21 protein-coding genes are annotated in these 21,170 nt (G+C 76.0%); 19 read left to right on the top strand and 2 right to left on the bottom strand.

Annotation, left to right across the window (positions count from 1 at the left end):
• The 15 genes from ftsW (at nt 1) to ACRYM0_RS03065 (ending at nt 16,301) form a co-directional block, all read left to right on the top strand.
• Nucleotides 1–1,302, top strand: coding sequence for a putative lipid II flippase FtsW (gene ftsW / locus ACRYM0_RS03135; RefSeq protein ID WP_432502039.1), 1,302 nt, complete (start codon nt 1–3; stop codon nt 1,300–1,302).
• Entirely contained in the window at nt 1,299–2,417 is a 1,119-nt protein-coding gene (gene murG, locus ACRYM0_RS03130; RefSeq protein ID WP_432502037.1) for an undecaprenyldiphospho-muramoylpentapeptide beta-N-acetylglucosaminyltransferase, read from the top strand. The genes ftsW and murG overlap by 4 nt, the downstream gene beginning before the upstream one ends.
• A complete protein-coding gene (gene murC, locus ACRYM0_RS03125) occupies nt 2,414–3,898 on the top strand; it encodes a UDP-N-acetylmuramate--L-alanine ligase (protein WP_432502035.1) in 1,485 nt (494 codons plus the stop codon). The genes murG and murC overlap by 4 nt, the downstream gene beginning before the upstream one ends.
• Entirely contained in the window at nt 3,895–4,860 is a 966-nt protein-coding gene (locus tag ACRYM0_RS03120; RefSeq protein WP_432502033.1) for a cell division protein FtsQ/DivIB, read from the top strand. The genes murC and ACRYM0_RS03120 overlap by 4 nt, the downstream gene beginning before the upstream one ends.
• A 280-nt stretch (nt 4,861–5,140) precedes the next feature.
• Nucleotides 5,141–6,550: a cell division protein FtsZ gene (ftsZ, locus tag ACRYM0_RS03115; RefSeq protein ID WP_432502031.1), complete on the top strand. Its 1,410-nt coding sequence runs from the start codon at nt 5,141–5,143 to the stop codon at nt 6,548–6,550.
• A 58-nt stretch (nt 6,551–6,608) separates the two neighbouring features.
• Nucleotides 6,609–7,334 carry a peptidoglycan editing factor PgeF gene (gene pgeF / locus ACRYM0_RS03110; protein ID WP_432502029.1) on the top strand — a complete coding sequence of 242 codons (726 nt, stop codon included), beginning with the start codon at nt 6,609–6,611 and terminating at the stop codon, nt 7,332–7,334.
• 88 nt (nt 7,335–7,422) lie between these two features.
• A complete protein-coding gene (locus ACRYM0_RS03105; protein ID WP_432502097.1) occupies nt 7,423–8,121 on the top strand; it encodes a YggS family pyridoxal phosphate-dependent enzyme in 699 nt (232 codons plus the stop codon).
• 69 nt (nt 8,122–8,190) lie between these two features.
• Nucleotides 8,191–8,742, top strand: coding sequence for a cell division protein SepF (locus tag ACRYM0_RS03100; RefSeq protein WP_432502027.1), 552 nt, complete (start codon nt 8,191–8,193; stop codon nt 8,740–8,742).
• Nucleotides 8,743–8,823: 81 nt separating this feature from the next.
• Nucleotides 8,824–9,126, top strand: coding sequence for a YggT family protein (locus ACRYM0_RS03095; RefSeq protein ID WP_432502025.1), 303 nt, complete (start codon nt 8,824–8,826; stop codon nt 9,124–9,126).
• A 133-nt stretch (nt 9,127–9,259) separates the two neighbouring features.
• Nucleotides 9,260–9,898 (top strand): DivIVA domain-containing protein, encoded by a 639-nt coding sequence (locus tag ACRYM0_RS03090; protein ID WP_432502023.1) that lies wholly within the window; start codon nt 9,260–9,262, stop codon nt 9,896–9,898.
• Between the two features lie 250 nt (nt 9,899–10,148).
• Nucleotides 10,149–10,580 (top strand): TraR/DksA family transcriptional regulator, encoded by a 432-nt coding sequence (locus ACRYM0_RS03085; RefSeq protein ID WP_432502021.1) that lies wholly within the window; start codon nt 10,149–10,151, stop codon nt 10,578–10,580.
• Between the two features lie 98 nt (nt 10,581–10,678).
• The gene (lspA, locus tag ACRYM0_RS03080) at nt 10,679–11,227 is read left to right on the top strand and encodes a signal peptidase II (RefSeq protein WP_432502019.1); all 549 of its coding nucleotides are present in this window, start codon (nt 10,679–10,681) and stop codon (nt 11,225–11,227) included.
• Nucleotides 11,220–12,143, top strand: a complete 924-nt coding sequence (locus ACRYM0_RS03075) for an RluA family pseudouridine synthase (protein ID WP_432502017.1) — start codon at nt 11,220–11,222, stop codon at nt 12,141–12,143. The genes lspA and ACRYM0_RS03075 overlap by 8 nt, the downstream gene beginning before the upstream one ends.
• Before the next feature lie 100 nt (nt 12,144–12,243).
• A complete protein-coding gene (gene dnaE / locus ACRYM0_RS03070) occupies nt 12,244–15,792 on the top strand; it encodes a DNA polymerase III subunit alpha (protein ID WP_432502015.1) in 3,549 nt (1,182 codons plus the stop codon).
• Nucleotides 15,789–16,301 (top strand): hypothetical protein, encoded by a 513-nt coding sequence (locus tag ACRYM0_RS03065; RefSeq protein WP_432502013.1) that lies wholly within the window; start codon nt 15,789–15,791, stop codon nt 16,299–16,301. The genes dnaE and ACRYM0_RS03065 overlap by 4 nt, the downstream gene beginning before the upstream one ends.
• Nucleotides 16,302–16,310: 9 nt before the next feature.
• Here ACRYM0_RS03065 and ybaK read toward each other — a convergent pair whose 3' ends face one another.
• Both ybaK and ACRYM0_RS03055 read right to left on the bottom strand, forming a co-directional pair.
• The gene (ybaK, locus tag ACRYM0_RS03060) at nt 16,311–16,826 is read right to left on the bottom strand and encodes a Cys-tRNA(Pro) deacylase (protein WP_432502010.1); all 516 of its coding nucleotides are present in this window, start codon (nt 16,824–16,826) and stop codon (nt 16,311–16,313) included.
• 15 nt (nt 16,827–16,841) lie between these two features.
• On the bottom strand, nt 16,842–17,525 hold the full coding sequence (locus ACRYM0_RS03055; protein WP_432502008.1) for an LON peptidase substrate-binding domain-containing protein: 684 nt from the start codon (nt 17,523–17,525) through the stop codon (nt 16,842–16,844).
• Nucleotides 17,526–17,690: 165 nt separating this feature from the next.
• On the opposite strand from ACRYM0_RS03055, the gene hisD reads away from it, so the two are divergent.
• From hisD to eda, 4 genes are read left to right on the top strand one after another with little or no spacing between them, the layout of a single operon-like run.
• Nucleotides 17,691–18,965, top strand: a complete 1,275-nt coding sequence (gene hisD / locus ACRYM0_RS03050; RefSeq protein WP_432502095.1) for a histidinol dehydrogenase — start codon at nt 17,691–17,693, stop codon at nt 18,963–18,965.
• The gene (locus ACRYM0_RS03045) at nt 18,962–19,486 is read left to right on the top strand and encodes a hypothetical protein (RefSeq protein ID WP_432502006.1); all 525 of its coding nucleotides are present in this window, start codon (nt 18,962–18,964) and stop codon (nt 19,484–19,486) included. The genes hisD and ACRYM0_RS03045 overlap by 4 nt, the downstream gene beginning before the upstream one ends.
• 43 nt (nt 19,487–19,529) lie before the next feature.
• The gene (locus ACRYM0_RS03040; RefSeq protein ID WP_432502004.1) at nt 19,530–20,507 is read left to right on the top strand and encodes a C-terminal binding protein; all 978 of its coding nucleotides are present in this window, start codon (nt 19,530–19,532) and stop codon (nt 20,505–20,507) included.
• 25 nt (nt 20,508–20,532) lie between these two features.
• Nucleotides 20,533–21,156: a bifunctional 4-hydroxy-2-oxoglutarate aldolase/2-dehydro-3-deoxy-phosphogluconate aldolase gene (gene eda, locus ACRYM0_RS03035; protein WP_432502002.1), complete on the top strand. Its 624-nt coding sequence runs from the start codon at nt 20,533–20,535 to the stop codon at nt 21,154–21,156.
• The last annotated feature ends 14 nt before the right edge of the window (nt 21,157–21,170 follow it).

The raw sequence follows: 21,170 nt of genomic DNA, 5'->3' as shown, positions 1-21,170 counted from the left end.
GTGGCGCTGAGCACCGCCGAGCGCACCGGGCCGGGCGAGCGGTTCCGGTCGTGGCGCCGTCCGGCGTGGTTGGAGGCGGCGGGGGAGTGGGCGCGCGAGCGCCTGCGGCTGCTGGACTCCCCGCTGGCCACCCACCACGTGCTGCTGGCGACCACGTCCCTGCTGGTCGTCATCGGCCTGGTCATGGTGCTGTCCAGCTCCAGCGTGGAGTCGCTGGAGGACACGGGGTCGCAGTTCACCGTCTTCAAGAGCCAGGCGACGTTCGCGGTGCTGGGCGCCGTCGTGCTCGTCGCGGCCAGCCGGGTGCCGGCGACCGCCTGGCGCCGTCTGGCGCTGCCGGCGCTGCTGGGTGCCGCCCTGCTCCAGCTGCTGGTGTTCGTGCCGGGCATCGGCCGGGAGGTGGGCGGCAACCGCAACTGGATCCGGGTCGCCGGGCTGTCCGCGCAGCCGTCCGAGGCCGCCAAGGTCGCCCTGGTGCTCGCCTGCGCGCTCGCCCTGGTGCGCCGGCGCGACCGGCTGCACGAACCGGCGCAGCTGCTCGGCGCGCTGCTGCCCTCGGTGGCCGCGACGGTCGGCCTGGTGCTGCTGGCCCACGACCTCGGCACGGCCATGGTGATGATGTTCATCGTCGCCGCCATGCTCTGGACCTCGGGCGTGCCGGTGAAGTTCTTCGCCCTGGCCGGCGGCGCCGGTGCCGCGGTCGCCACCGCCTTGGTGGTCACCAGCGAGAACCGCATGACGCGCGTGCACGACTGGCTGTTCGGTTCGGCCACTTCCGGTGTGGAGATCCAGGGCGCCAGCTGGCAGCCGGTGCAGGGGCAGTACGCCCTGGCCTCGGGCGGGTGGTGGGGGCTCGGCCTGGGCGCCAGCCGGGAGAAGTGGCAGTGGCTGCCGGAGGCCCACAACGACTTCATCTTCGCGATCATCGGCGAGGAGCTGGGGCTGCCCGGCACGCTCGTCGTCCTGGTCCTCTTCGCGGTCCTGGCCCTGGCGGCGCTGCGCCTGGTGCGCCGCTCCGCGGACCTGTTCACCAAGCTCGCCGTCACGGGGTTCGCCGCCTGGATCCTCGGCCAGGCGTGCCTGAACGTCGGCGTCGTCCTGGGCGTGCTGCCGGTCATCGGCGTGCCGCTGCCGTTCATCTCCGCGGGTGGTACGGCGCTCGTCGTGACGTTGCTGGCCGTGGGGATCCTGCTGTCCTTCGCGCGCGCCGAACCCGGCGCCCCGGAGGCCCTGAAGGCCCGCGAGTCGGTCGTGGCCCGCTCGCTGGCCGTCCTGCCGCGCCGCACCAGGAGGTCTCGGTGAGGGTCCTGCTCGCCGGCGGCGGTACCGCCGGCCACGTCGCCCCCCTGCTCGCCACCGCCGACCGCCTGCGCCGGCGCGACCCGGCCACCGACGTGCTGGTGCTCGGCACCGCGGAGGGCCTGGAGGCCCGCCTGGTGCCCGAGCGCGGCTACCGCCTGGCCGAGGTGCCGCGCGTGCCGCTGCCGCGCAAGCCGTCGCCGGACCTGCTGCGCCTGCCCGGCCGCCTGCGCGGTGCCGTGGCCGCGGCCCGGCGCGCCATCGACGAGGTCGGCGCCGAGGTCGTCGTCGGCTTCGGCGGCTACGTCGCCACCCCGGCGTACCTGGCGGCGCGCCGCGCGGGCGTGCCCGTCGTCGTGCACGAGCAGAACTCCCTGCCCGGCATCGCCAACCGCCTCGGGGCCCGCTGGGCGCGGCACGTCGCCGTCGCCTTCCCCGGCACCCCGCTGCCGCGGGCGGTGCACACCGGCATGCCCCTGCGCAGCGAGGTCACCGACCTCGCCCGTGCCGGCGACCGCGCCGCGCTGCGCCGCGAGGCCCGCACCCGCCTGGGCCTGGACCCCGAGGCCCCCACGCTGCTGGTCACGGGAGGTTCCCTGGGCGCCCAGCGCCTCAACGAGGTCCTGGGCGCGGCCGCGCCCGCCCTGCTGGCCGCGGGGGTGCAGGTCCTGCACGCCAGCGGCCGCGGCAAGGAGGTGCCGCTGGCGCCGGGCACCGACCCCGCCCGCTACCTCGTGCACCCCTACCTCGACGACATGGGCACCGCCTACGCCGCCGCCGACCTGGTGGTGTGCCGCAGCGGTGCCGGGACGGTGAGCGAGCTGACCGCGCTGGGCCTGCCGGCGGTGTACGTGCCGCTGCCCATCGGCAACGGCGAGCAGCGGCGCAACGCCGAGGCCGTCGTCGCCGCCGGCGGCGGTCTGCTCGTGGCCGACGCCGACCTGGACACCGCGTTCGTGCGCGAGCGCGTCGTCCCGCTGCTCGCGGACCCGAGCGCCCTGGCAGCCGCCGCCTCGGCCGCACGTGCGTTCGGGGTGCTGGACGGCGACGAGCGGCTGGCCGCCCTCGTGGCCCAGGCCGCCGGGGAGCGCCCCGCCGGGGCCGGGGGGGCCGCGTGAGCGCCCCCGGGACGGCCGGCGCCGCGCCGGTGCCCGTCGCCGAGCTGGGGCGCGTCCACCTGCTCGGGGCCGGCGGGGTCGGCATGTCCGGCATCGCGCGGCTCCTGCTGGCGCGCGGCACGGCCGTCTCCGGCAGCGACGCGGCCGACTCCGACGCGCTGCGCCGCCTGGCCGAGCTCGGTGCCCGGGTGCACGTCGGGCACGACGCCGCCCACCTGGCGGACCTCGGGCCCGGCGACACCCTCGTCGTCAGCTCCGCCGTGCGCCCCGCCAACCCGGAGCTGGTCGAGGCCCGCTCGCGCGGGTTGCGCGTGCTGCACCGCTCCGAGGCCCTGGCGGCGCTCATGGTCGGCCGCCGGGGCGTGGCGGTGGCGGGCACGCACGGCAAGACGACCACCTCCTCGATGCTCGCCGTGGCCCTGCTGGAGGCCGGCCTCGACCCCGGGTACGCCATCGGGGGCGAGCTGACCGGGGGCAGCGACGGCGGCGCGCGCGACGGCAGCGGGCCGTTCGTCGCCGAGGCCGACGAGTCCGACGGCTCCTTCCGCGCCTACGCCCCCGTGCTGGACGTGGTCACCAACGTCGAGCCCGACCACCTGGACCACTACGGCACCCCCGAGGCGGTCGCCCTGGCGTTCGAGGAGTTCGTGCAGCGGCTCCAGCCGGGCGGTGCGCTCGTCGCGTGCGCGGACGACGCCGGCTCGGTGCGGCTGGCCGAGTTCGCGCGGCAGGCCGGCATCCGCGTGCGCACCTACGGCACCCACCCGGACGCCGACGTGCGCCTGTCGGACGTCGACGTCTCCGGCGCCCGCCCGGCCGGCCTGCTGCACGTCGACGCGGACGCGGACGCCGACGCGGCCGCGGACGAGCACGCGCTGCCCCTGCGGCTCGCGGTGCCCGGGCTGCACAACCTGCGCAACGCGACGGGCGCCTTCGCCGCCGCGCTGGAGCTGGGCGCGGACCCGGCACCGGTCCTGCGCGCGCTGGCGGGCTTCGGCGGGGCGCGCCGGCGCTTCGAGCACAAGGGCGAGGCCGGTGGGGTGCGCGTGGTGGACGACTACGCCCACCACCCCACCGAGGTGGAGGCGCTGCTGCGCGGCGCGCGGGCGGTGGCCGGGGCCGGACGCGTCGTCGTGGCGTTCCAGCCGCACCTGGTCAGCAGGACCAGGGCGTTCGCCGAGGAGTTCGGCCGCGCCCTGGCCCTGGCCGACGACGTGGTCGTCCTGGACGTCTACGTGGCCCGCGAGGACCCCGACCCGGCCGTGACCGGGGCCCTGGTCGCCGGGGCGGTGCCGCTGCCGGCCTCGCGGGTGGAGTTCGTCGCCGACCGGGCCGGTGCTGCACCGGCGGTGGCGGAGCGGCTGCGGCCGGGGGACCTGCTGCTGACCGTGGGCGCGGGCGACGTGACCCGGCTGGGACCCGAGGTGCTCGCCCTGCTGGCGCGGCGGGCGGGCGGCGGTGCCGCGGCGGAGGAGCCGTGACCCGCCCCACCAGGCCCCGCCGCCCGCCCGCGCCGCCGGTGGTGCCCGCCGCACCTGCCCGGGGTGCGCAGCAGCGCCCCGGTGGCAGCGCCCAGCGCCGCCGCGCCGTGCGCGCCGCGAACCCGCCGCCGGCGCCCGCTCGGCCCCGCTCCTCCCGCTCCTCCCGCAGCGCCCCGCGCGCGGACGGCCGCGCGGCCCCGGCCCGTTCCGGGGGCGCGCGCGTGGCGGACCTGACCGGGCGGCTCGCCCGCCGGCGCCCGCTGGGCCCGCGGGCCGGGCGCCGCGCGGTGCTGGGTGCGCTGGCCCTCGCGGTGCTGCTCGCGGCGCTGCTGTGGGTGGCGTTCGCCTCCCCGTGGCTGCGCGTGCAGGAGGTGCGTGTCGCCGGGGCCGAGCGCACCGACCCCGCCCGGGTCCTCGCGCTCGTGGACGACGCCCGGGGCGACGCGCTGGCGGCCCTGGACACCGGGGCGCTGGCGCAGCGCGTGGAGAGTGCGCTGCCGCTGGTGGAGTCGGTGGACGTGCAGCGCTCCTGGCCCGCCGCGCTCGTGGTGCGGCTTCACGAGCGGCAGGCCGTCGCGGCCGTGCCCTCCACCTCCGGCGGGGTGGACCTGGTGGACGCCGAGGGCCGGGTCCTGCAGCACGCCGACGCCGCACCGGCGGGTGTGCCGCTGCTGAGCGTGGACGTGGACGCCGCCCGGCCGGGTGCCCTGCGCGCGGCGCTGGAGGTCAACGGGTCGCTGTCCGGCGAGGTCCGGACCCGGGTCACCTCGATCACCGCCGACAGCCCCGACTCGGTGCGGCTGCAGCTCGCCGAGGGTCCCGAGGTGGTGTGGGGGGACGCGAGCCGCCCCGAGCGCAAGGCCCAGGTCCTGCTGCGGCTGCTGCAGGAGCCGGCGGTCGCCGAGGCGGCCGTGGTGGACGTCTCCGCACCCGACGCGCCGGCGGTGCGCCCGGCCGCGTGAGGGCTGCCCCGCCCCCGCCCCGCGCGCCCCGGCGGGGGCCGGGGCGGGGGTCTCGTGCGCGCTCGGCTGGACCGGGGCCGAACGGGTGGTCGCCCCCCGCGGGCGGTGTGGCAGCGCGACACGCCGGGGCGGCAGTTGCACCGGGGGCCTTTCGCTCCCTACGGTCACCCACCAACAGGAAATGACATAACGTTAACCCTCTACCTGAGGGTCAGCGTTTCACCGGGAACGGCGTGCCGTCCCCGGGTGGCATCGGCGAAAGAGGCGAGAGGCACTCGACGTGGCAGCTCCGCAGAACTACCTAGCGGTCATCAAGGTCGTCGGCGTCGGCGGCGGCGGGGTGAACGCGGTCAACCGGATGATCGAGGTCGGCCTCAAGGGCGTCGAGTTCATCGCCGTCAACACCGACGCGCAGGCGCTGCTCATGAGCGACGCCGACGTCAAGCTCGACGTCGGCCGCGAGCTCACGCGCGGCCTGGGCGCCGGTGCGGACCCCGAGGTGGGCCGCAAGGCCGCCGAGGACCACGCCGAGGAGATCGAGGAGGTCCTCAAGGGCGCCGACATGGTCTTCGTGACGGCCGGCGAGGGCGGCGGCACCGGCACCGGCGGGGCGCCCGTCGTGGCGCGCATCGCCCGCTCGCTGGGCGCCCTGACCATCGGCGTGGTGACGCGCCCCTTCACCTTCGAGGGGCGGCGGCGCGCCAACTCCGCGGAGTCCGGCATCGCCGAGCTGCGCGACGAGGTGGACACCCTCATCGTCATCCCCAACGACCGGCTGCTGTCCATCAGCGACAAGCAGGTCAGCATCCTGGACGCCTTCAAGTCCGCCGACCAGGTCCTGCTGTCGGGTGTGCAGGGCATCACCGACCTCATCACCACCCCGGGCCTGATCAACCTCGACTTCGCCGACGTGAAGTCCGTCATGCAGGGCGCCGGCAGCGCCCTGATGGGCATCGGCTCCGCCCGTGGCGACGACCGCGCCGTGCAGGCCGCCGAGAGCGCCATCTCCTCGCCCCTGCTGGAGGCGAGCATCGACGGCGCCCACGGCGTGCTGCTGTCCATCCAGGGCGGCTCGGACCTGGGCCTGTACGAGATCAACGAGGCCGCCCGCCTGGTGCAGGAGGCCGCGCACCCCGAGGCCAACATCATCTTCGGCGCCGTCATCGACGACGCCCTGGGCGACGAGGTGCGCGTCACCGTCATCGCCGCGGGCTTCGACAGCGGCAGCCCGGTGCGCTCGCGCGGGGACCGCGCGGCGGCCCAGGTGCCCGGACGCGCCCCGGCCCCCGCGGCCGCGCCCCCGCGCAGCACGCGCCCCGAGCCGTGGCAGCAGCAGGCCCCGATCGCGGCGCAGCACGCGCCGCAGCACCGCCCCGCACCGGTGCAGCAGGAGCCGCAGTACGCCGCTCCGCAGTACGCCCAGCACGCGCAGCAGCAGCAGCCCGCTCCGCAGCAGGCCGCCCCGCAGCAGCCCGCGCCGCAGTACGCGCCCCAGCCGGTGCAGCAGCACGCGCCGCAGCAGCAGGCTCCGCAGCAGCCGGTCCAGCACCAGCCCCAGCTGGTCCCCGGTGAGGACCCGGTGCAGGTGCCGCGCATCATCGAGCTGCCCAACGACACCGCGGGCGTTCGCCGTCCGGGCCGGCCCCGGCCCGAGGAGGACGACCTCGACGTGCCCGACTTCCTCAAGTGAGCCGGCCCCTGCTCGCCCGGGCCCCGCGCGGGGCCCGGGCGCGGCGGGTGCCCCCGGCGTGAGCCCCGCGGGCGTCCCGCTGCTGGACGCCGGCCTGCCGGCCGGTGTGGGCGGCGGTTTCACCTCCCGGGCCGGTGCCGGTGGCGACGGCCCGTACGCGGGCTTCAACCTCGGGGACCACGTCGGTGACGACCCCGCGCGGGTCGGCGCGCACCGCGCCGCGCTGCGCGCCGCCGTGCGGGCCGACGAGCTCGTCGTGCCCGTCCAGGTCCACGGCGCCGACGTCGTCGAGGTGGACGCGGTGCCGTCGCGGCCGCCGCGCGCGGACGCCCTGGTGACCCGCCGCCGCGGGCTCGCCCTGGCCGTCGTGGTGGCCGACTGCGTCCCCGTGCTCCTGGCGGACCCCGCCGCCGGGGTCGTGGGCGTCGCCCACGCCGGGCGCCCCGGCCTGGTGGCCGGCGTGGTGCCCGCGGTGCTCGCCGCGATGCGGGCGGCGGGGGCGCGCGAGGTGGTCGCCGCCCTGGGGCCGGCGGTGTGCGGCGGCTGCTACGAGGTGCCCGCGGCGATGGCCGACGAGGTGGCCTCCCTCGTGCCGGCGGCGCGCGCCACCACGAGCTGGGGCACCCCGGCCGTCGACGTCGCGGCCGGCGTGCTCGCCCAGCTCACCGAGGCCGGCGTGCGGGCGTCCGGTCCCGGTCCCTGCACTTTCGAGCGGGCCGACCTCTTCTCGTACCGCCGCGACGGCGTCACCGGCCGCAGCGCCGGTGTCGTGGTGCTCCCGTGAGGGAGTGGTCGTGAGCTCCGCCACCGGTCCGGCTCCCGGCCCGGCCCCCGGCCCGGCCGCGGGTCCCGGTGCGGACCGGGCCGCGGAGCTGGGCGGCGCGCTGGAGCGGCTGCGCGCACGGGTGGCCGCCGCGGCCCGCGCCGCGGGCCGCGCCCCGGCGGAGCTGACCGTGGTGGTGGTCACGAAGTTCTTCCCGGCCGCCGACGTGCGCGCCCTGGCCGGGCTCGGCGTGCGCGACGTGGGGGAGAGCCGCGACCAGGAGGCCTCGGCCAAGGCCGCCGAGCTCGCGCCGGACCACCCGGACCTGCGCTGGCACTTCGTGGGGCAGCTGCAGACGAACAAGTGCCGCTCCGTGGCCCGCTACGCGCACGCGGTGCACTCGGTGGACCGTCCCCGCCTGGTCGCGGCGCTGTCCGCCGGCGCCTCGGCGGCGGGCCGTGAGCTGGACTGCTTCGTGCAGGTCGACCTGGCCGGTGAGCTGGGCGCGCCCGTCGACCCCGCGCGCGGCGGTGCGGCCGGCGAGGACGTGCTGCGCCTGGCCGACGCGGTCGCCGCGGCGGGGGCGCTGCGGCTGGCCGGCCTCATGGCCGTCGCCCCGCGCGGGCAGGACCCCGCCCGCGCCTTCGCGGCGCTGGCGCGCACGGCCGCCCGGGTGCGCGAGGCGCACCCGGGCGCGGTGCACCTGTCGGCCGGGATGAGCGGCGACCTGGAGGCCGCGGTGGCGGCGGGGGCGACACACCTGCGTGTCGGCAGCGCGGTCCTGGGCACGCGTCCGGCCGCGCGGTAACGTCGCGGCAGCCCGGTGCCCGTCGCCGCGGCGCGAGACCCAGGACCGACCTCTCCCGAGGAGACTGCGATGGCCGGCGCACTGCGCAACGCGATGGTCTACCTCGGCCTCGCCGAGGACGACCGCTACGCCGAGGAGGCGGAGGCCGAGCCCGTGCGCGCCGAGGCCGTCCGCGGGGCCCACCCCGCGCCGCGCCCGGAGCCGCGCCACGAGGCCCGGTCCGAGGGGCGCTCGGTCGACCACACTCCGGTCGCGGAGCGCCGCGCGGAGACCACGGGTCAGGTGACCCCGATCAGGAGGCAGGTGGCGCACGTGGTGCCGCAGGTCAGCAGCGCCCCGGAACTGCACCGGATCACGACGATCCACCCGCGCACGTACAACGAGGCGAAGACCATCGGTGAGAGCTTCCGCGAGGGCGTCCCGGTGATCATGAACCTCACCGACATGGACGACAGCGACGCCAAGCGGCTGGTCGACTTCTCCGCCGGTCTGGTGTTCGGCCTGCACGGCTCGATCGAACGGGTGACGAACAAGGTCTTCCTGCTCTCGCCCCAGAACGTCGAGGTGGCCTCGCAGGAGGAGGAGCGGCCGCCGGAGCGGACGTTCTTCAACCAGTCCTGAGCGCTGGGTCCCGGCCGTGCCCCGGCTGTGGACCCACGCGTGCGGCCCCCTGCAGTCCCCCTCGTCAGGCAGGATGGTCGCGTGGCCCTGGTGTTCTCGCTGTTGCAGCTGCTCGTCCTGCTCTTCTTCCTCTGCCTGATCGCCCGGCTGGTCCTGGACTGGGTGCAGGCCCTCTCGCGCGAGTGGCGTCCGCGCGGCGTCGTGCTCGTGGGTGCCGAGGCCGTCTACACGGTCACGGACCCGCCCCTGAAGGTGCTGCGGCGGGTCCTGCCGCCGCTGCGGCTGGGCGCCGTCCAGCTGGACCTGGCCTTCCTGGTCCTGGCCATCCTCTGCTCGATCCTCATGTCCGTGTTCAGCGCCCTGAGCGTCTCCGCCGGGGGCTGAGCCCCCGCCGCGCGCCGACGGCGGTGCGCCCGCCGGGCGGTGCTCGCGTCGCGGTGGTCCCGCGGTGCCCGTCCGCTACGGTGTCGCCTCGTGCGCCGTCCGGCCGGGGCGGCCGTCGACAGAGGTGAGCCCCATGCCGCTGAGCCCGGAAGACGTCGTCGAGAAGCGCTTCAACCCCACGCGGGTGCGTGAGGGGTACGCGCAGGACGAGGTGGACGACTTCCTGGACGAGGTCGTCACCGAGCTGCGCCGCCTGCACGCCGAGAACGACGAGCTCCGCTCGCAGCTGCAGGGGTGCCGCGCGCAGGTCGCCGAGCTGTCCGGCGGCGCCGGGGTGGCGCTCGACGGCGACGCCCACCAGGCCGCCCCCGCCGACACCGTCGCCGACGGGGCTGCGCCCGCCCCGGGGCCCGTGCCGCACGCAGCCGCCGCGGCGGTCCCCGGCGGCGACCCCGCCGCTCAGGCGGCCGGCGTGATCGCCCTGGCGCAGCGCCTGCACGACGAGTACGTGCGCGAGGGTGAGCAGCAGCGCGACGCCCTCCTCGCGGCGGCCCGTGAGCGCGCCGAGCGCACGATCTCGGAGGCGCAGACGCAGCGCGACCGGACCCTGCAGGAGCTGCAGGAGCGCCGCCGCCAGCTGGAGGAGGCCATCGTGCAGCTGCACGGCAGGGAGAGCGCCTACCGCGAGCAGCTGGAGTCCTTCATGGCGGCCCAGCTGGAGGACCTGCGCCGGGCGGAGCGCGTCCTGCCCGACGACGCCGTCGCCGGCTGAGCGGGCCACCGCCCCGCTCTCGACGAGCCGCCACCCCCTGCGGGGTGGCGGCTCGTCGCGTCGTGCGGGGGTGGCGGTCGCTGCCAGCGAACAAGTGAGTCACTTCCCGCTTCCAGTTGCTTACAGACAGTCATATCCCTAGTGTTCCCGGCACGCGGCAGGCGGCCGCGTCGAGCGGAGGGGGACCACGGTGGGCACAGCGGCGACGGGGACGGCGACCACGCGACGGAGCGGGGCGGCGGACGCGCCCGTGCGCTCCCGTTCGGGCGGCGCGGCGCGCGCCGCGGCGGTGCGCGAACTGCCCGTCAAGGACACCGAGGACGCCTGGACGGCCGCCGAGCTGGCCGAGGTCCGCAGCGAGCTGGAGGCCGAGGTCGACCGCCTGGCGCGCCACCTGGACGCCGCGACGAGCTCCTTCTCCGCCCTGGTCGCCGGGGGTGAGGGCGCCGGCGACGACCAGGTCGACCACGGCGCCGCCACGACGGGGCGCGAGCACGAGATGACCATCGCCAACAACGCCCGGGACCTGCTGGAGCAGACCCAGCGGGCCCTGGTCCGCCTGGGCTCCGGTGCGTTCGGCGTGTGCGAGACCTGCTCGGGGCCGATCGGCAAGGCGCGGCTGCAGGCGTTCCCGCGCGTGACGCTCTGCGTGACCTGCAAGGCCCGCGGCGAGCGTCGCTGAGCCCCGGTCACCCGCAGCCGCGCGGCGGTGCGGCCGGTGCCGGGTGCGGGCGGTGACGGACGCGCCCGGCCCGGGCGGCGTGGGAGACTGCCGGGGTCATGACCGATTCCCCGCCGCCCGCCCCCGCGCGACCGCGCCGCACCGCCCTGGCCCTGGCCGTCGCCGCGCTCGTGTACGCGCTGGACCAGGTCACCAAGGTGCTGGCCGTCGCCCACCTGGAGCCGGGGGTCCGGCAGCCGCTCGTCGGGGAGCTGCTGCAGTTCCACCTGATCCGCAACCCCGGGGCGGCGTTCAGCTTCGCCACCGGGAGCACGTGGGTCTTCACCGTGCTGGCCGCCGCGGTGGTCGTCGTGGCCCTGTGGCTGGCGCGGCGGTTGCGCAGCACGGCCTGGGCGCTCGCCTTCGGCTTCCTGCTCGCCGGCGCCGCCGGCAACCTCACCGACCGCCTCCTGCGCGAGCCGGGCTTCGCCCGGGGCCACGTGGTCGACTTCCTCGAGCTGCCGCACTGGCCGATCTTCAACGTCGCCGACGCGAGCATCTGCGCCGCGGCGGTGCTCATCGCGCTGCTGTCGCTGCGGGGTGTCGGCCTGGACGGCGCGCGTGAGGAGCGCGCCGCCCGCGGCGCGGGGGAGGGCTCCCGTGCCTGAGGTCCGCAGCCTGCCGGTCCCGGACGGCCTGGAGGGTGAGCGCGTGGACGCCGCCCTGTCCCGGTTGCTGGGCCTGTCGCGCACCCGCGCCGCGGAGATCGCTGCGGCGGGGGGAGTGCTCGTCGACGGCACCCCGGTCGGCAAGTCCGACCGGGTGCGGGCGGGGGCCTGGCTGGAGGTGCAGGTGCCGGACCCGCCGGCGGCGCCGGCCGTCGTGGCCGAGGCCGTGCCGGGCCTGGTGGTCGTGCACGAGGACGACGACCTCGTGGTCGTCGACAAGCCCGTCGGCGTCGCCGCCCACCCCAGCCCGGGCTGGACGGGGCCGACGGTCGTCGGCGGGCTGGCCGGCGCGGGGTACCGGATCGCGACCTCGGGGGCGGCCGAGCGCCAGGGCGTCGTCCACCGCCTCGACGTGGGCACCTCGGGCCTGATGGTGGTGGCCAAGAGCGAGCAGGCCTACTCCGCGCTCAAACGCGCGTTCAAGGAGCGCACGGTCGAGAAGGTTTACCACGCGCTCGTCCAGGGGCACCCGGACCCGCTGCGCGGCACGATCGACGCCCCCATCGGGCGCCACCCCGGCGGGGCCTACAAGTTCGCCGTGACCGCCGAGGGCAAGCCGTCGGTGACCCACTACGAGGTCCTGGAGGCGTTCCGCGCCGCCGCCCTGGCGGAGGTGCACTTGGAGACGGGGCGCACCCACCAGATCCGCGTGCACTTCTCGGCGCTGCGCCACCCGTGCGTGGGGGACCTGACCTACGGCGCCGACCCGACGCTGGCGGCCCGCCTGGGGGTGCAGCGGCAGTGGCTGCACGCGGTGCGGCTGGGCTTCGAGCACCCGGGCACCGGGCGGCCCGTGGAGTTCACCAGCTCGTACCCGGCCGACCTCGCCACCGCGCTGGAGCGCCTGGCGGACTGAGGCCCGCCCGGCTCCGGCGAGGCTCCCCGGACGTGTCCGGGCGGCCGCCTACGATCGTTCCCGCACCACCCCCGCTGCACCGCTCAGGAGGCGCCCGACCATGGCACCCGCCGACTCCTTCGCCCACCTGCACGTGCACACCGAGTACTCGATGCTCGACGGGGCCGCGAAGGTGGACGACCTCTTCCGGGAGGCCGCCGCCATGGGCATGCCAGCCGTGGCGACCACCGACCACGGCTTCGTCTTCGGCGCCTACGACTTCTGGAAGACCGCGAAGAAGCACGGCGTGAAGCCGATCATCGGCGTGGAGGCCTACCTGACGCCGGGCACCGCCCGCCAGGACAAGACGCGCGTGAAGTGGGGCGACCAGACCACCCGGCCCGGCGACGACGTCTCCGGCTCGGGCTCGTACACCCACATGACCATGCTGGCCGAGAACACCGCCGGCATGCACAACCTCTTCAAGATGAGCTCGCTGGCCTCCCTGGAGGGCTTCCTCTACAAGCCCCGCATGGACCGCGAGCTGCTGAACACGTACGCGAAGGGCATCATCGCCACCACCGGCTGCCCGTCCGGCGAGGTGCAGACCCGCCTGCGGCTGGGGCAGTACGACGAGGCGCGCGCGGCCGCCGCGGAGTTCCGCGACATCTTCGGCGCGGGCAACTTCTTCTGCGAGCTCATGGACCACGGCCTTGACATCGAGAAGCGCGTCCAGGACGACCTGCTCAAGCTCGCCAAGGACCTGGACCTGCCCCTGCTGGCCACCAACGACCTGCACTACACCCAGGCCTCCGACGCGCAGGCGCACGCGGCGCTGCTGTGCGTGCAGTCCGGCTCCACCCTGGCCGACCCCAAGCGGTTCAAGTTCGACGCCGACGAGTTCTACCTCAAGAGCCCCGCGGAGATGCGCCACCTGTGGCGCGACCACCCCGAGGCGTGCGACAACACCCTCCTCATCGCCGAGCGCTGCGAGGTGGAGTTCACCGAGTCCACCGGCGCCTACATGCCGCGCTTCCCCTGCCCGGAGGGGGAGAACGAGGAGAGCTGGTTCGTCAAGGAGGTCTGGAGCGGCCTGGCGGCGCGCTACCCGGGCGGCATCCCCGACGACGTGCGCAAGCAGGCCGACTACGAGATCGAGGTCATCGTCTCCAAGGGGTACGCGGGGTACTTCCTCGTCGTCGCCGACTTCATCAACTGGTCCAAGGAGAACGGCATCCGGGTGGGGCCGGGCCGTGGTTCCGGCGCCGGTTCCATGGCCGCGTACGCCATGAAGATCACCGACCTGGACCCGTTGCGGCACGGCCTGTTCTTCGAGCGGTTCCTGAACCCCGAGCGCATGTCGATGCCCGACTTCGACGTCGACTTCGACGAGCGCCGGCGCGGTGAGGTCATCCAGTACGTCGTGGAGAAGTACGGCACCGACCGCGTCGCCCAGATCGTCACCTACGGCACCATCAAGGCCAAGCAGGCCGTCAAGGACTCCTCCCGGGTCCTGGGTTTCCCGTTCTCGATGGGTGAGCGGATCACCAAGACGATGCCGCCGGCCGTCATGGGCAAGGACATCCCCCTGTCGGGCATCTTCGACCCGAACCACAAGAGGTACTCCGAGGCCGGCGAGTTCCGCGAGCTGTACAAGACGGACCCCGAGGTGATCCGGGTCGTCGACACCGCCCGCGGCCTGGAGGGGCTGAAGCGGCAGTGGGGCGTGCACGCCGCCGGCGTCATCATGTCCTCGGACCCGCTGATCGACCTCATCCCCATCATGAAGCGCGAGGCCGACGGCGCGATCATCACGCAGTTCGACTACCCGACGTGCGAGACGCTCGGGCTGGTCAAGATGGACTTCCTGGGCCTGCGCAACCTCACGATCCTCGACGACGCGCTGAAGAACGTCGTGCTCAACGGCAAGGAGCCCGTCGACCTGGACTCCCTGGAGCTGGACGACCCGGCGACGTACGCCCTGCTCGGGCGCGGCGACACCCTGGGCGTGTTCCAGTTCGACGGCGGCCCGATGCGCTCGCTGCTGCGGCTGATGCGCCCGGACAACTTCGAGGACATCTCCGCGGTCGGCGCGCTGTACCGCCCGGGCCCGATGGGTGCCGGCTCGCACACCGCCTACGCGCTGCGCAAGAACGGCCAGCAGGAGATCACTCCGATCCACCCGGAGCTGGCCGAGGCCCTGGAGGAGGTCCTCTCCACGACCTACGGCCTGATCGTGTACCAGGAGCAGGTCATGTCGATCGCGCAGAAGGTCGCCGGGTACAGCCTCGGCAAGGCCGACCTGCTGCGCCGCGCGATGGGCAAGAAGAAGCGCGAGGTCCTGGACGCCGAGTACGTCGGCTTCGAGGCCGGGATGAAGGAGAACGGGTTCTCCGCCGCCGCGGTGAAGGCCCTGTGGGACGTCCTCGTGCCCTTCTCCGACTACGCCTTCAACAAGGCCCACTCGGCCGCCTACGGGCTGGTGTCCTACTGGACGGCCTACCTCAAGGCGAACTACCCGGCCGAGTACATGGCCGCGGTGCTCACCAGCGTGCGCGACGACAAGGACAAGTCGGCGCTGTACCTCAACGAGTGCCGCCGCATGGGCATCCAGGTGCTGCCGCCGGACGTCAACGAGTCCGACGCCAACTTCACCCCGGTCGGCAAGGACATCCGCTTCGGGCTGACCGCGATCCGCAACGTCGGCGCCAACGTCGTCGACGCGATCGTCGCCGCCCGCGCGGACAAGGGCCGCTACGAGTCGTTCACCGACTTCCTCACCAAGGTGCCGGCGGTGGTGTGCAACAAGCGCACCATCGAGTCGCTCATCAAGGCCGGGGCGTTCGACTCCCTGGGGCACCGCCGCCGCGCGCTGGTCGCCAAGCACGAGGACGCCGTCGACGCCGTCGTGGACGTCAAGCGCAACGAGGCCATCGGCCAGTTCGACCTCTTCGCCGGCCTCGGCGGCGGTGACGACGGCGCGGCGGCCGGCGCCGGGTTCACCGTGGAGATCCCCGACCTGCCCGAGTGGGAGAAGGGCGAGCTGCTGGCCCACGAGCGGCAGATGCTCGGCCTGTACGTCTCCGACCACCCGCTGTTCGGTCTGGAGCACCTGCTGGCCAACGCCTCGGACTGCTCGATCGCCTCCCTGACGGCCGACGACTCCCGCCCGGACGGCTCGCAGATCACCGTCGCCGGCATGATCACCGGCTTGCAGCGCAAGACCACCAAGCAGGGCAACCAGTGGGCGATCGTCACGGTGGAGGACCTCGAGGGCGCCATCGAGTGCCTGTTCTTCCCGCAGGCCTACGCAGCCGTGGCCCCGCTGCTGGCCGAGGACCTCGTAGTCGTGGTCAAGGGCCGGATCAACCGCCGCGACGAGGTGCCCACCATCTACGCCTCCGAGCTGCAGGTGCCCGACGTCAGCGCCACCGACGGCCTGCCCGTGACCGTGTCGCTGCCCACCACCCGCTGCACCCCGCCGGTGGTGGAGCGCCTGCGCGACGTGCTGACCACCCACCCGGGCACCACGGAGGTCCGCCTGCGCCTGACGAAGGCGGGTGGTGGAGCGGGCACCCTGATGCGCCTGGACGACGCGCTGCGGGTCACGCCGAGCCCGGCGCTGTTCGGCGACCTCAAGGCGCTGCTCGGGCCGACGTGCCTGGTGTGACGCCGGGCGAGACGGCCGGTGCGGCGGCGGGTCCCGGGCTCGCGGCACGGCCCCGTCGCGCCCTGCGCGTGCCGCTGGGGCTGCTCTTCGGCCAGGCCGCGGCCGGTGCGCTGCTCGGGGTGCTGTGGTGGGCCGTGGCCCGCCGGCCCGCCGCCTGGATGGTGGGGGAGCCGGTGGTCCTCTCGGCGGCCCAGTACCCGGTCGCGCGCGACGGCGCCTTCGCGGTGCTCACCGCGCTGGCCGGGGTGGCGGCGGGCCTGGTCGTGCTGCGGTCCGCCGGCGCCGACCCGGTGCGGGTGCTCCTGGCCGCGCTGGCCGGTGCGCTGGCCGGTTCGCTGCTGACGGTGGCCGTGGCCGGCGTCCTGCCGCCGTCCGACCCGGCGGAGGTGGCGCACGTGTCGGTGTACGCGTGGGCGGTGGTGCTGGTGCAGCCGCTGGTGCTCAGCTGCGTGGTGGCGGTGGTGACCCTGTCGTCCGCGCTGGTCGACTGGGCGCGCACCGCGGACTGACGCCGGCGCTCAGCCCCGGGCGATCGGCGCGTACCGCCCGCCCGTGGCGGCCAGCAGGTCCTCCGGGGCCAGTTCCACCTGCAACCCCCGCCGCCCGGCGCTGACCAGCACCGTGCCGAACCCCGCCGCGGAGGAGTCCACGACGGTGGGCAGGGGGGTCTTCTGCCCCAGCGGGCTGATGCCGCCGACGACGTACCCGCTGGAGCGCTGGGCGCGGACCGGGTCCGCCATCGCGGCTCGCTTCCCGCCGGCCGCCGCCGCGAGCGCCTTGAGGTCGAGCATCGCCGCGACCGGCACGACGGCGCACACGAGCCGGCCGTCGACGTCGGCGAGCAGCGTCTTGAACACCCGCTCGGCGGTGACCTCCAGGCCCTGCTCCTGCAGCGCCCGCACGGCCTCCTCGCCGTAGGCGGTGCTGGCGGGGTCGTGCTCGTACGGGCGCGCGGTGTGGGCGGTGCCGCGCTCGGCGAGCAGGCGCAGCGCCGGGGTGCCGGTCTCCGCGCGCGCGCCGCGGTGCTTGGCCACGACGGTCCTCCGGTCTCAGTTGGGGTTGGGCGGTTCGCCGGGCAGTTCGGAGGCCGGCACGGTCCCCAGGGCGGCGACCAGGGCGATCTCCCGCTTGAGCAGCGCCAGCTCCTCGGTCAGCCGGGCGCGGGTGTCCGGCGCCTCCAGCAGCCGCTGGCGCTCGCCCAGCGGCAGCACGGCCGCGGCCGCCACGAGGTAGGACAGCACGCCGGGGTCCTCCGGGGCGGTGGACCCGCCGATGCCCAGCTGCTCCCGGTACTCGGTGAACCGGGACTCCACGGCCGCGGCCAGCGCCGCGACGTCCCCGGGCACCGGGGCGTCCTCGTCGTCGTCCTCGTCGTCCTCGCCGTAGGCCTCGACCAGGCCGGTGAGGTAGGGGGTGCCGGCCTCGTCGTCCAGCCCCAGGAGGCGGAAGCGGGTCGCGCCGACGGTGACGACCTCGTAGCGCCCGTCCTCCAGCTCGGTGACCTCGCGCAGCAGGGCGACGCACCCGACCTCGTGCAGGGCCCGCGCGTTCCCGTCGCCGACCTCGTGGCCCTCGCGGATCGCCACCACCCCGAAGCCCTTGAGGCCGTCGCGGTCCTCGGCGACGAGGTCCTGCACGAGGCGCCGGTAGCGCGGCTCGAAGACGTTCAGCGGCAGCACGAGCCCGGGGAAGAGCACGCTGCCGAGGGGGAACAGGGGCAGGCGCTGGGGCACCGGCGCAGTCTAGGCGCCCGCGCCCGCCGGGCGCCCGGGCCGCGAGGCGCGCGTCCGTACACTCGTGCCGTGACCACCGCCGCCCAGCCCGCCGCCCCGGCGCCCGCCGCGGGCACCGCCCCCGCGCTGCGCCGCACCGACCTGCGCGGCCGCGCCCTCGACGCGATGGCGCTGCGCTCGGTCCTGCCCCGCGCGGAGGTCGACGTGGCCGCCGCGCTGGCCACCGTCGCCCCCCTCTGCGAGGACGTGCGCGCCCGCGGCACCGCCGCCCTGGTGGAGCTGACCGAGCGCTTCGACGGCGTGCGCCTGAGCGATGTGCGCGTGCCCCGCGAGGCGCTGCGCACCGCCCTGGCCCGGCTGGACCCGCGGGTGCGCGAGGCCCTGGAGGAGAGCGTGCGCCGTGCGCGCCTGGTGCACGCCGACCAGCGCCGCTCCGACGTCACCACCCGCCTGGCCGACGGCGGCACCGTCACCGAGCGCTGGGTGCCCGTGGACCGCGTGGGCCTGTACGTGCCCGGCGGGCGGGCGGTGTACCCCTCCAGCGTCGTGATGAACGTGGTGCCGGCGCAGGAGGCGGGCGTGGCCTCCATCGCGGTGACCAGCCCGGCGCAGCGGGAGCACGGCGGCCTGCCGCACCCGACGATCCTCGCCGCCTGCGAGCTGCTGGGCGTGGACGAGGTGTACGCGGTCGGCGGTGCGCAGGCGGTGGCGATGTTCGCCTACGGGGCGCGCGACGCGGCCGGGGACGTCGTGGTGGCGCCGGTGGACGTGGTGACCGGTCCGGGCAACATCTACGTCGCCTCCGCCAAGCGGTACGTGCAGGGCGTGGTCGGCATCGACTCCGAGGCCGGTCCCACCGAGATCGCGGTGCTGGCCGACGACACCGCCGACGCTCGGCACGTCGCGGCGGACCTGATCAGCCAGGCGGAGCACGACCCGATGGCCGCGGCGGTGCTCGTCACGCCCTCGGTGGCGCTGGCCGACGCCGTCGAGGCGGCGCTCGCCGAGCGCGTCCCGCAGGCCAAGCACGCCGAGCGCATCGCGCAGGCGCTGGGCGGCAGCCAGTCCGGGATCGTCCTCGTCGACGACGTCGACGCGGGGGTCGCCGTGGTGGACGCCTACGCCGCCGAGCACCTCGAGGTGCAGACCGCCGACGCGCGCGCGGTCGCCGCCCGGGTGCGCAACGCCGGCGCCGTCTTCGTCGGCGCCCACTCGCCGGTGTCGCTGGGCGACTACTGCGCCGGCTCCAACCACGTGCTGCCCACCGGCGGCACGGCGGCGCACTCCGGGGGCCTGAGCGTGCAGACGTTCCTGCGCGCCGTGCACGTCGTCGACTACGACGAGGCGGCGCTGCGCGAGGTCGCCGGCCACGTGGTGGCGCTGGCGGAGTCCGAGGACCTGCCCGCCCACGGGCAGGCCGTCACGGCGAGGTTCTCGTGAGCGAGCAGCCGCGGCCGGGGGAGCCCGGCGAGGAGCCCTCGGAGGCGCTGGGCGAGGACTTCGACTTCGACGCGGCCTTCCAGCGCGAGTTCGGCCCCAAGCCGCCGGTCCGCTCGGTGCTGGTGGCGCCGGTGGCGGACGCCGGCAAGCTCGCCGAGGTCTGCACGCTCGCCGGGGTGCGCGCCCACGTCGTGCCCGTGCGCGGGCTGGGGTGCGTCCTGGTCACCCACGACCCGGCCACCGGTGAGGACGACGTGCGCTCGCTGTCGGCGGTCCTGCGCCAGGTGGAGCTGCTGCTGCTGACGGTGCGCGAGGAGTCCATCGACGGGCAGAGCTGGACCGCGGGCGAGCGCGGTCCGGACCCCAGGCCCGGCCTGCTGCTGTCCGTGTGGCCCGACCAGGTGCAGCAGCTCGTGCTCGGCCGCCTCGACCCCGCCGAGGCGGCGGGGGCCGCGCAGGGCGGCGAGGGCAACCGCCTCGGCGCCTTCTGGAAGCTGTTCAAGGGCCGTCCCGACTCCTGACCGCGACGCGTCCCGGCCGGCGCCGGGGTGCTGGAGGTGGACCATGCGCATCGTCGTCACCGACTGCGACCACGACTCCCTCGACGTCGAGCGGCGCGTCGCCCGGGAGGGCGGCGCCGAGCTGCTCGTCGCCCCGCCCGGTGGTCGGGAGGAGCTGGTGGCCGCCGCGACCGGTGCCGACGGCCTCGTCGTGCAGTACGCCCGCGTCGACGCCGCCCTGCTCGACGCCCTGCCGACCGTGCGCGTGGTGAGCCGCTACGGCGTCGGGGTGGACACCGTCGACGTCGCCGCCTGCACCGAGCGCGGCGTCCTCGTGTGCAACGTGCCCGACTACGGCACGGAGTCGGTCTCCGACCACGCGATCGCGCTGGCGCTGACCGCCGCGAGGCGCATCGCGTGGATGGACCGGAGCGTGCGCGCCGGCACGGCGAGCCTGGACGCGGTGCGCCCGCTCCACCGGTTCGCCGGCCGGGTCTTCGGCGTCGTCGGTCTCGGCCTCATCGGGGCGGCCACCGCCCGCAAGGCCGCGGGTCTCGGGTACGAGGTGATCGGCGCCGACCCCCGGTACGAACCCGGCAGCTCGGTGGCCGGGGTGCCGGTCGTCGACCTGCCGGACCTGCTGCGGCGCTCGCAGGTGATCTCCCTCCACGTGCCCCTGACCGACGCCACGCGCGGCCTGCTCGGTGCGGACGAGCTGGCACTGGTCCGCCCGGACGCGGTTCTCGTCAACACCGGGCGCGGCGGCGTGGTGGACACCGCTGCGCTGGTCGACGCCCTGCGCGAGGGGCGCCTGCACGGCGCGGGTCTCGACGTGCACGACGTCGAGCCGCTCCCCACCGACCACCCCCTCACGGCGCTCGACACGGTCGTGCTCACCCCGCACCTCGCCTGGTACTCCGAGGAGTCCTACGAGGAGCTGAAGCGCCGCACGGTGCAGAACGCCGTCGACGCCTGCGCGGGGCGCCGTCCCCGCGACGTCGTCAACCCCCGGGTGCTCGCCGACGGGCGAGCCGCCCGCTGAACCGCGCGTCGTGGAGGAGCACCCCGTGGACGTCCTGACCGCCCTGGCGAACCACCGCGTCGTGCCCGTCGTCGTCCTCGACGACGCCGCGCACGCCGACCCGCTCGCCGCCGCCCTGGTCGCCGGCGGCCTGCCCGTCGCGGAGATCACCTTCCGCACCCCCGCCGCGGAGGAGTCGATCCGGCGGGTGGCCGCGCGCGGCGACGTCCTCGTCGGCGCCGGCACCGTGCTGACGCCCGCGCAGGTCGACCGCGCGGTCGCCGCCGGGGCGGCGTACGTCGTCTCCCCGGGCCTGAGCCGGGCCGTCGTGGAGCGCTGCGCCGAGCACGGCGTGCCCGTCCTGCCGGGCGCCGTCACCGCCACCGAGGTGCAGGCGGCGCTCGAGCTGGGCGTCGGCACGGTGAAGTTCTTCCCCGCCGGGACCTCCGGCGGCCCGGCGGCCGTGCGCGCCCTGTCCGCCCCGTTCCCCGACGTGCGCTTCGTCCCCACCGGCGGGGTGGGGCCGGCGAACCTGCACGAGTGGCTCGCGCTGCCCGCCGTCACCGCCGTCGGCGGGTCCTGGATGGTGCCGCGCGAGCGCATCGCGGCCGGCGACCTCGCCGCCGTGCGGGCCCTCACCGCCGAGGCCGTCGCCCTGGCGGCCCGGTGAGCCGGCGGGAGGAG

The sequence above is a fragment of the Kineococcus arenarius subsp. arenarius genome, from assembly GCF_050871845.1.
Taxonomy (GTDB): Bacteria; Actinomycetota; Actinomycetes; order Actinomycetales; family Kineococcaceae; genus Kineococcus.
This window is presented reverse-complemented; position numbering and strand designations above follow the sequence as displayed.

Excerpts from the sequence above, each read along its gene's own strand:
- dnaE (WP_432502015.1), top strand. The coding sequence starts at position 12,244 with ATGGCACCCGCCGACTCCTTCGCCCACCTGCACGTGCACACCGAGTAC.
- lspA (WP_432502019.1), top strand. The coding sequence starts at position 10,679 with ATGACCGATTCCCCGCCGCCCGCCCCCGCGCGACCGCGCCGCACCGCC.
- ACRYM0_RS03100 (WP_432502027.1), top strand. The coding sequence starts at position 8,191 with ATGGCCGGCGCACTGCGCAACGCGATGGTCTACCTCGGCCTCGCCGAG.
- hisD (WP_432502095.1), top strand. The coding sequence starts at position 17,691 with ATGGCGCTGCGCTCGGTCCTGCCCCGCGCGGAGGTCGACGTGGCCGCC.
- ACRYM0_RS03040 (WP_432502004.1), top strand. The coding sequence starts at position 19,530 with ATGCGCATCGTCGTCACCGACTGCGACCACGACTCCCTCGACGTCGAG.
- ACRYM0_RS03090 (WP_432502023.1), top strand. The coding sequence starts at position 9,260 with ATGCCGCTGAGCCCGGAAGACGTCGTCGAGAAGCGCTTCAACCCCACG.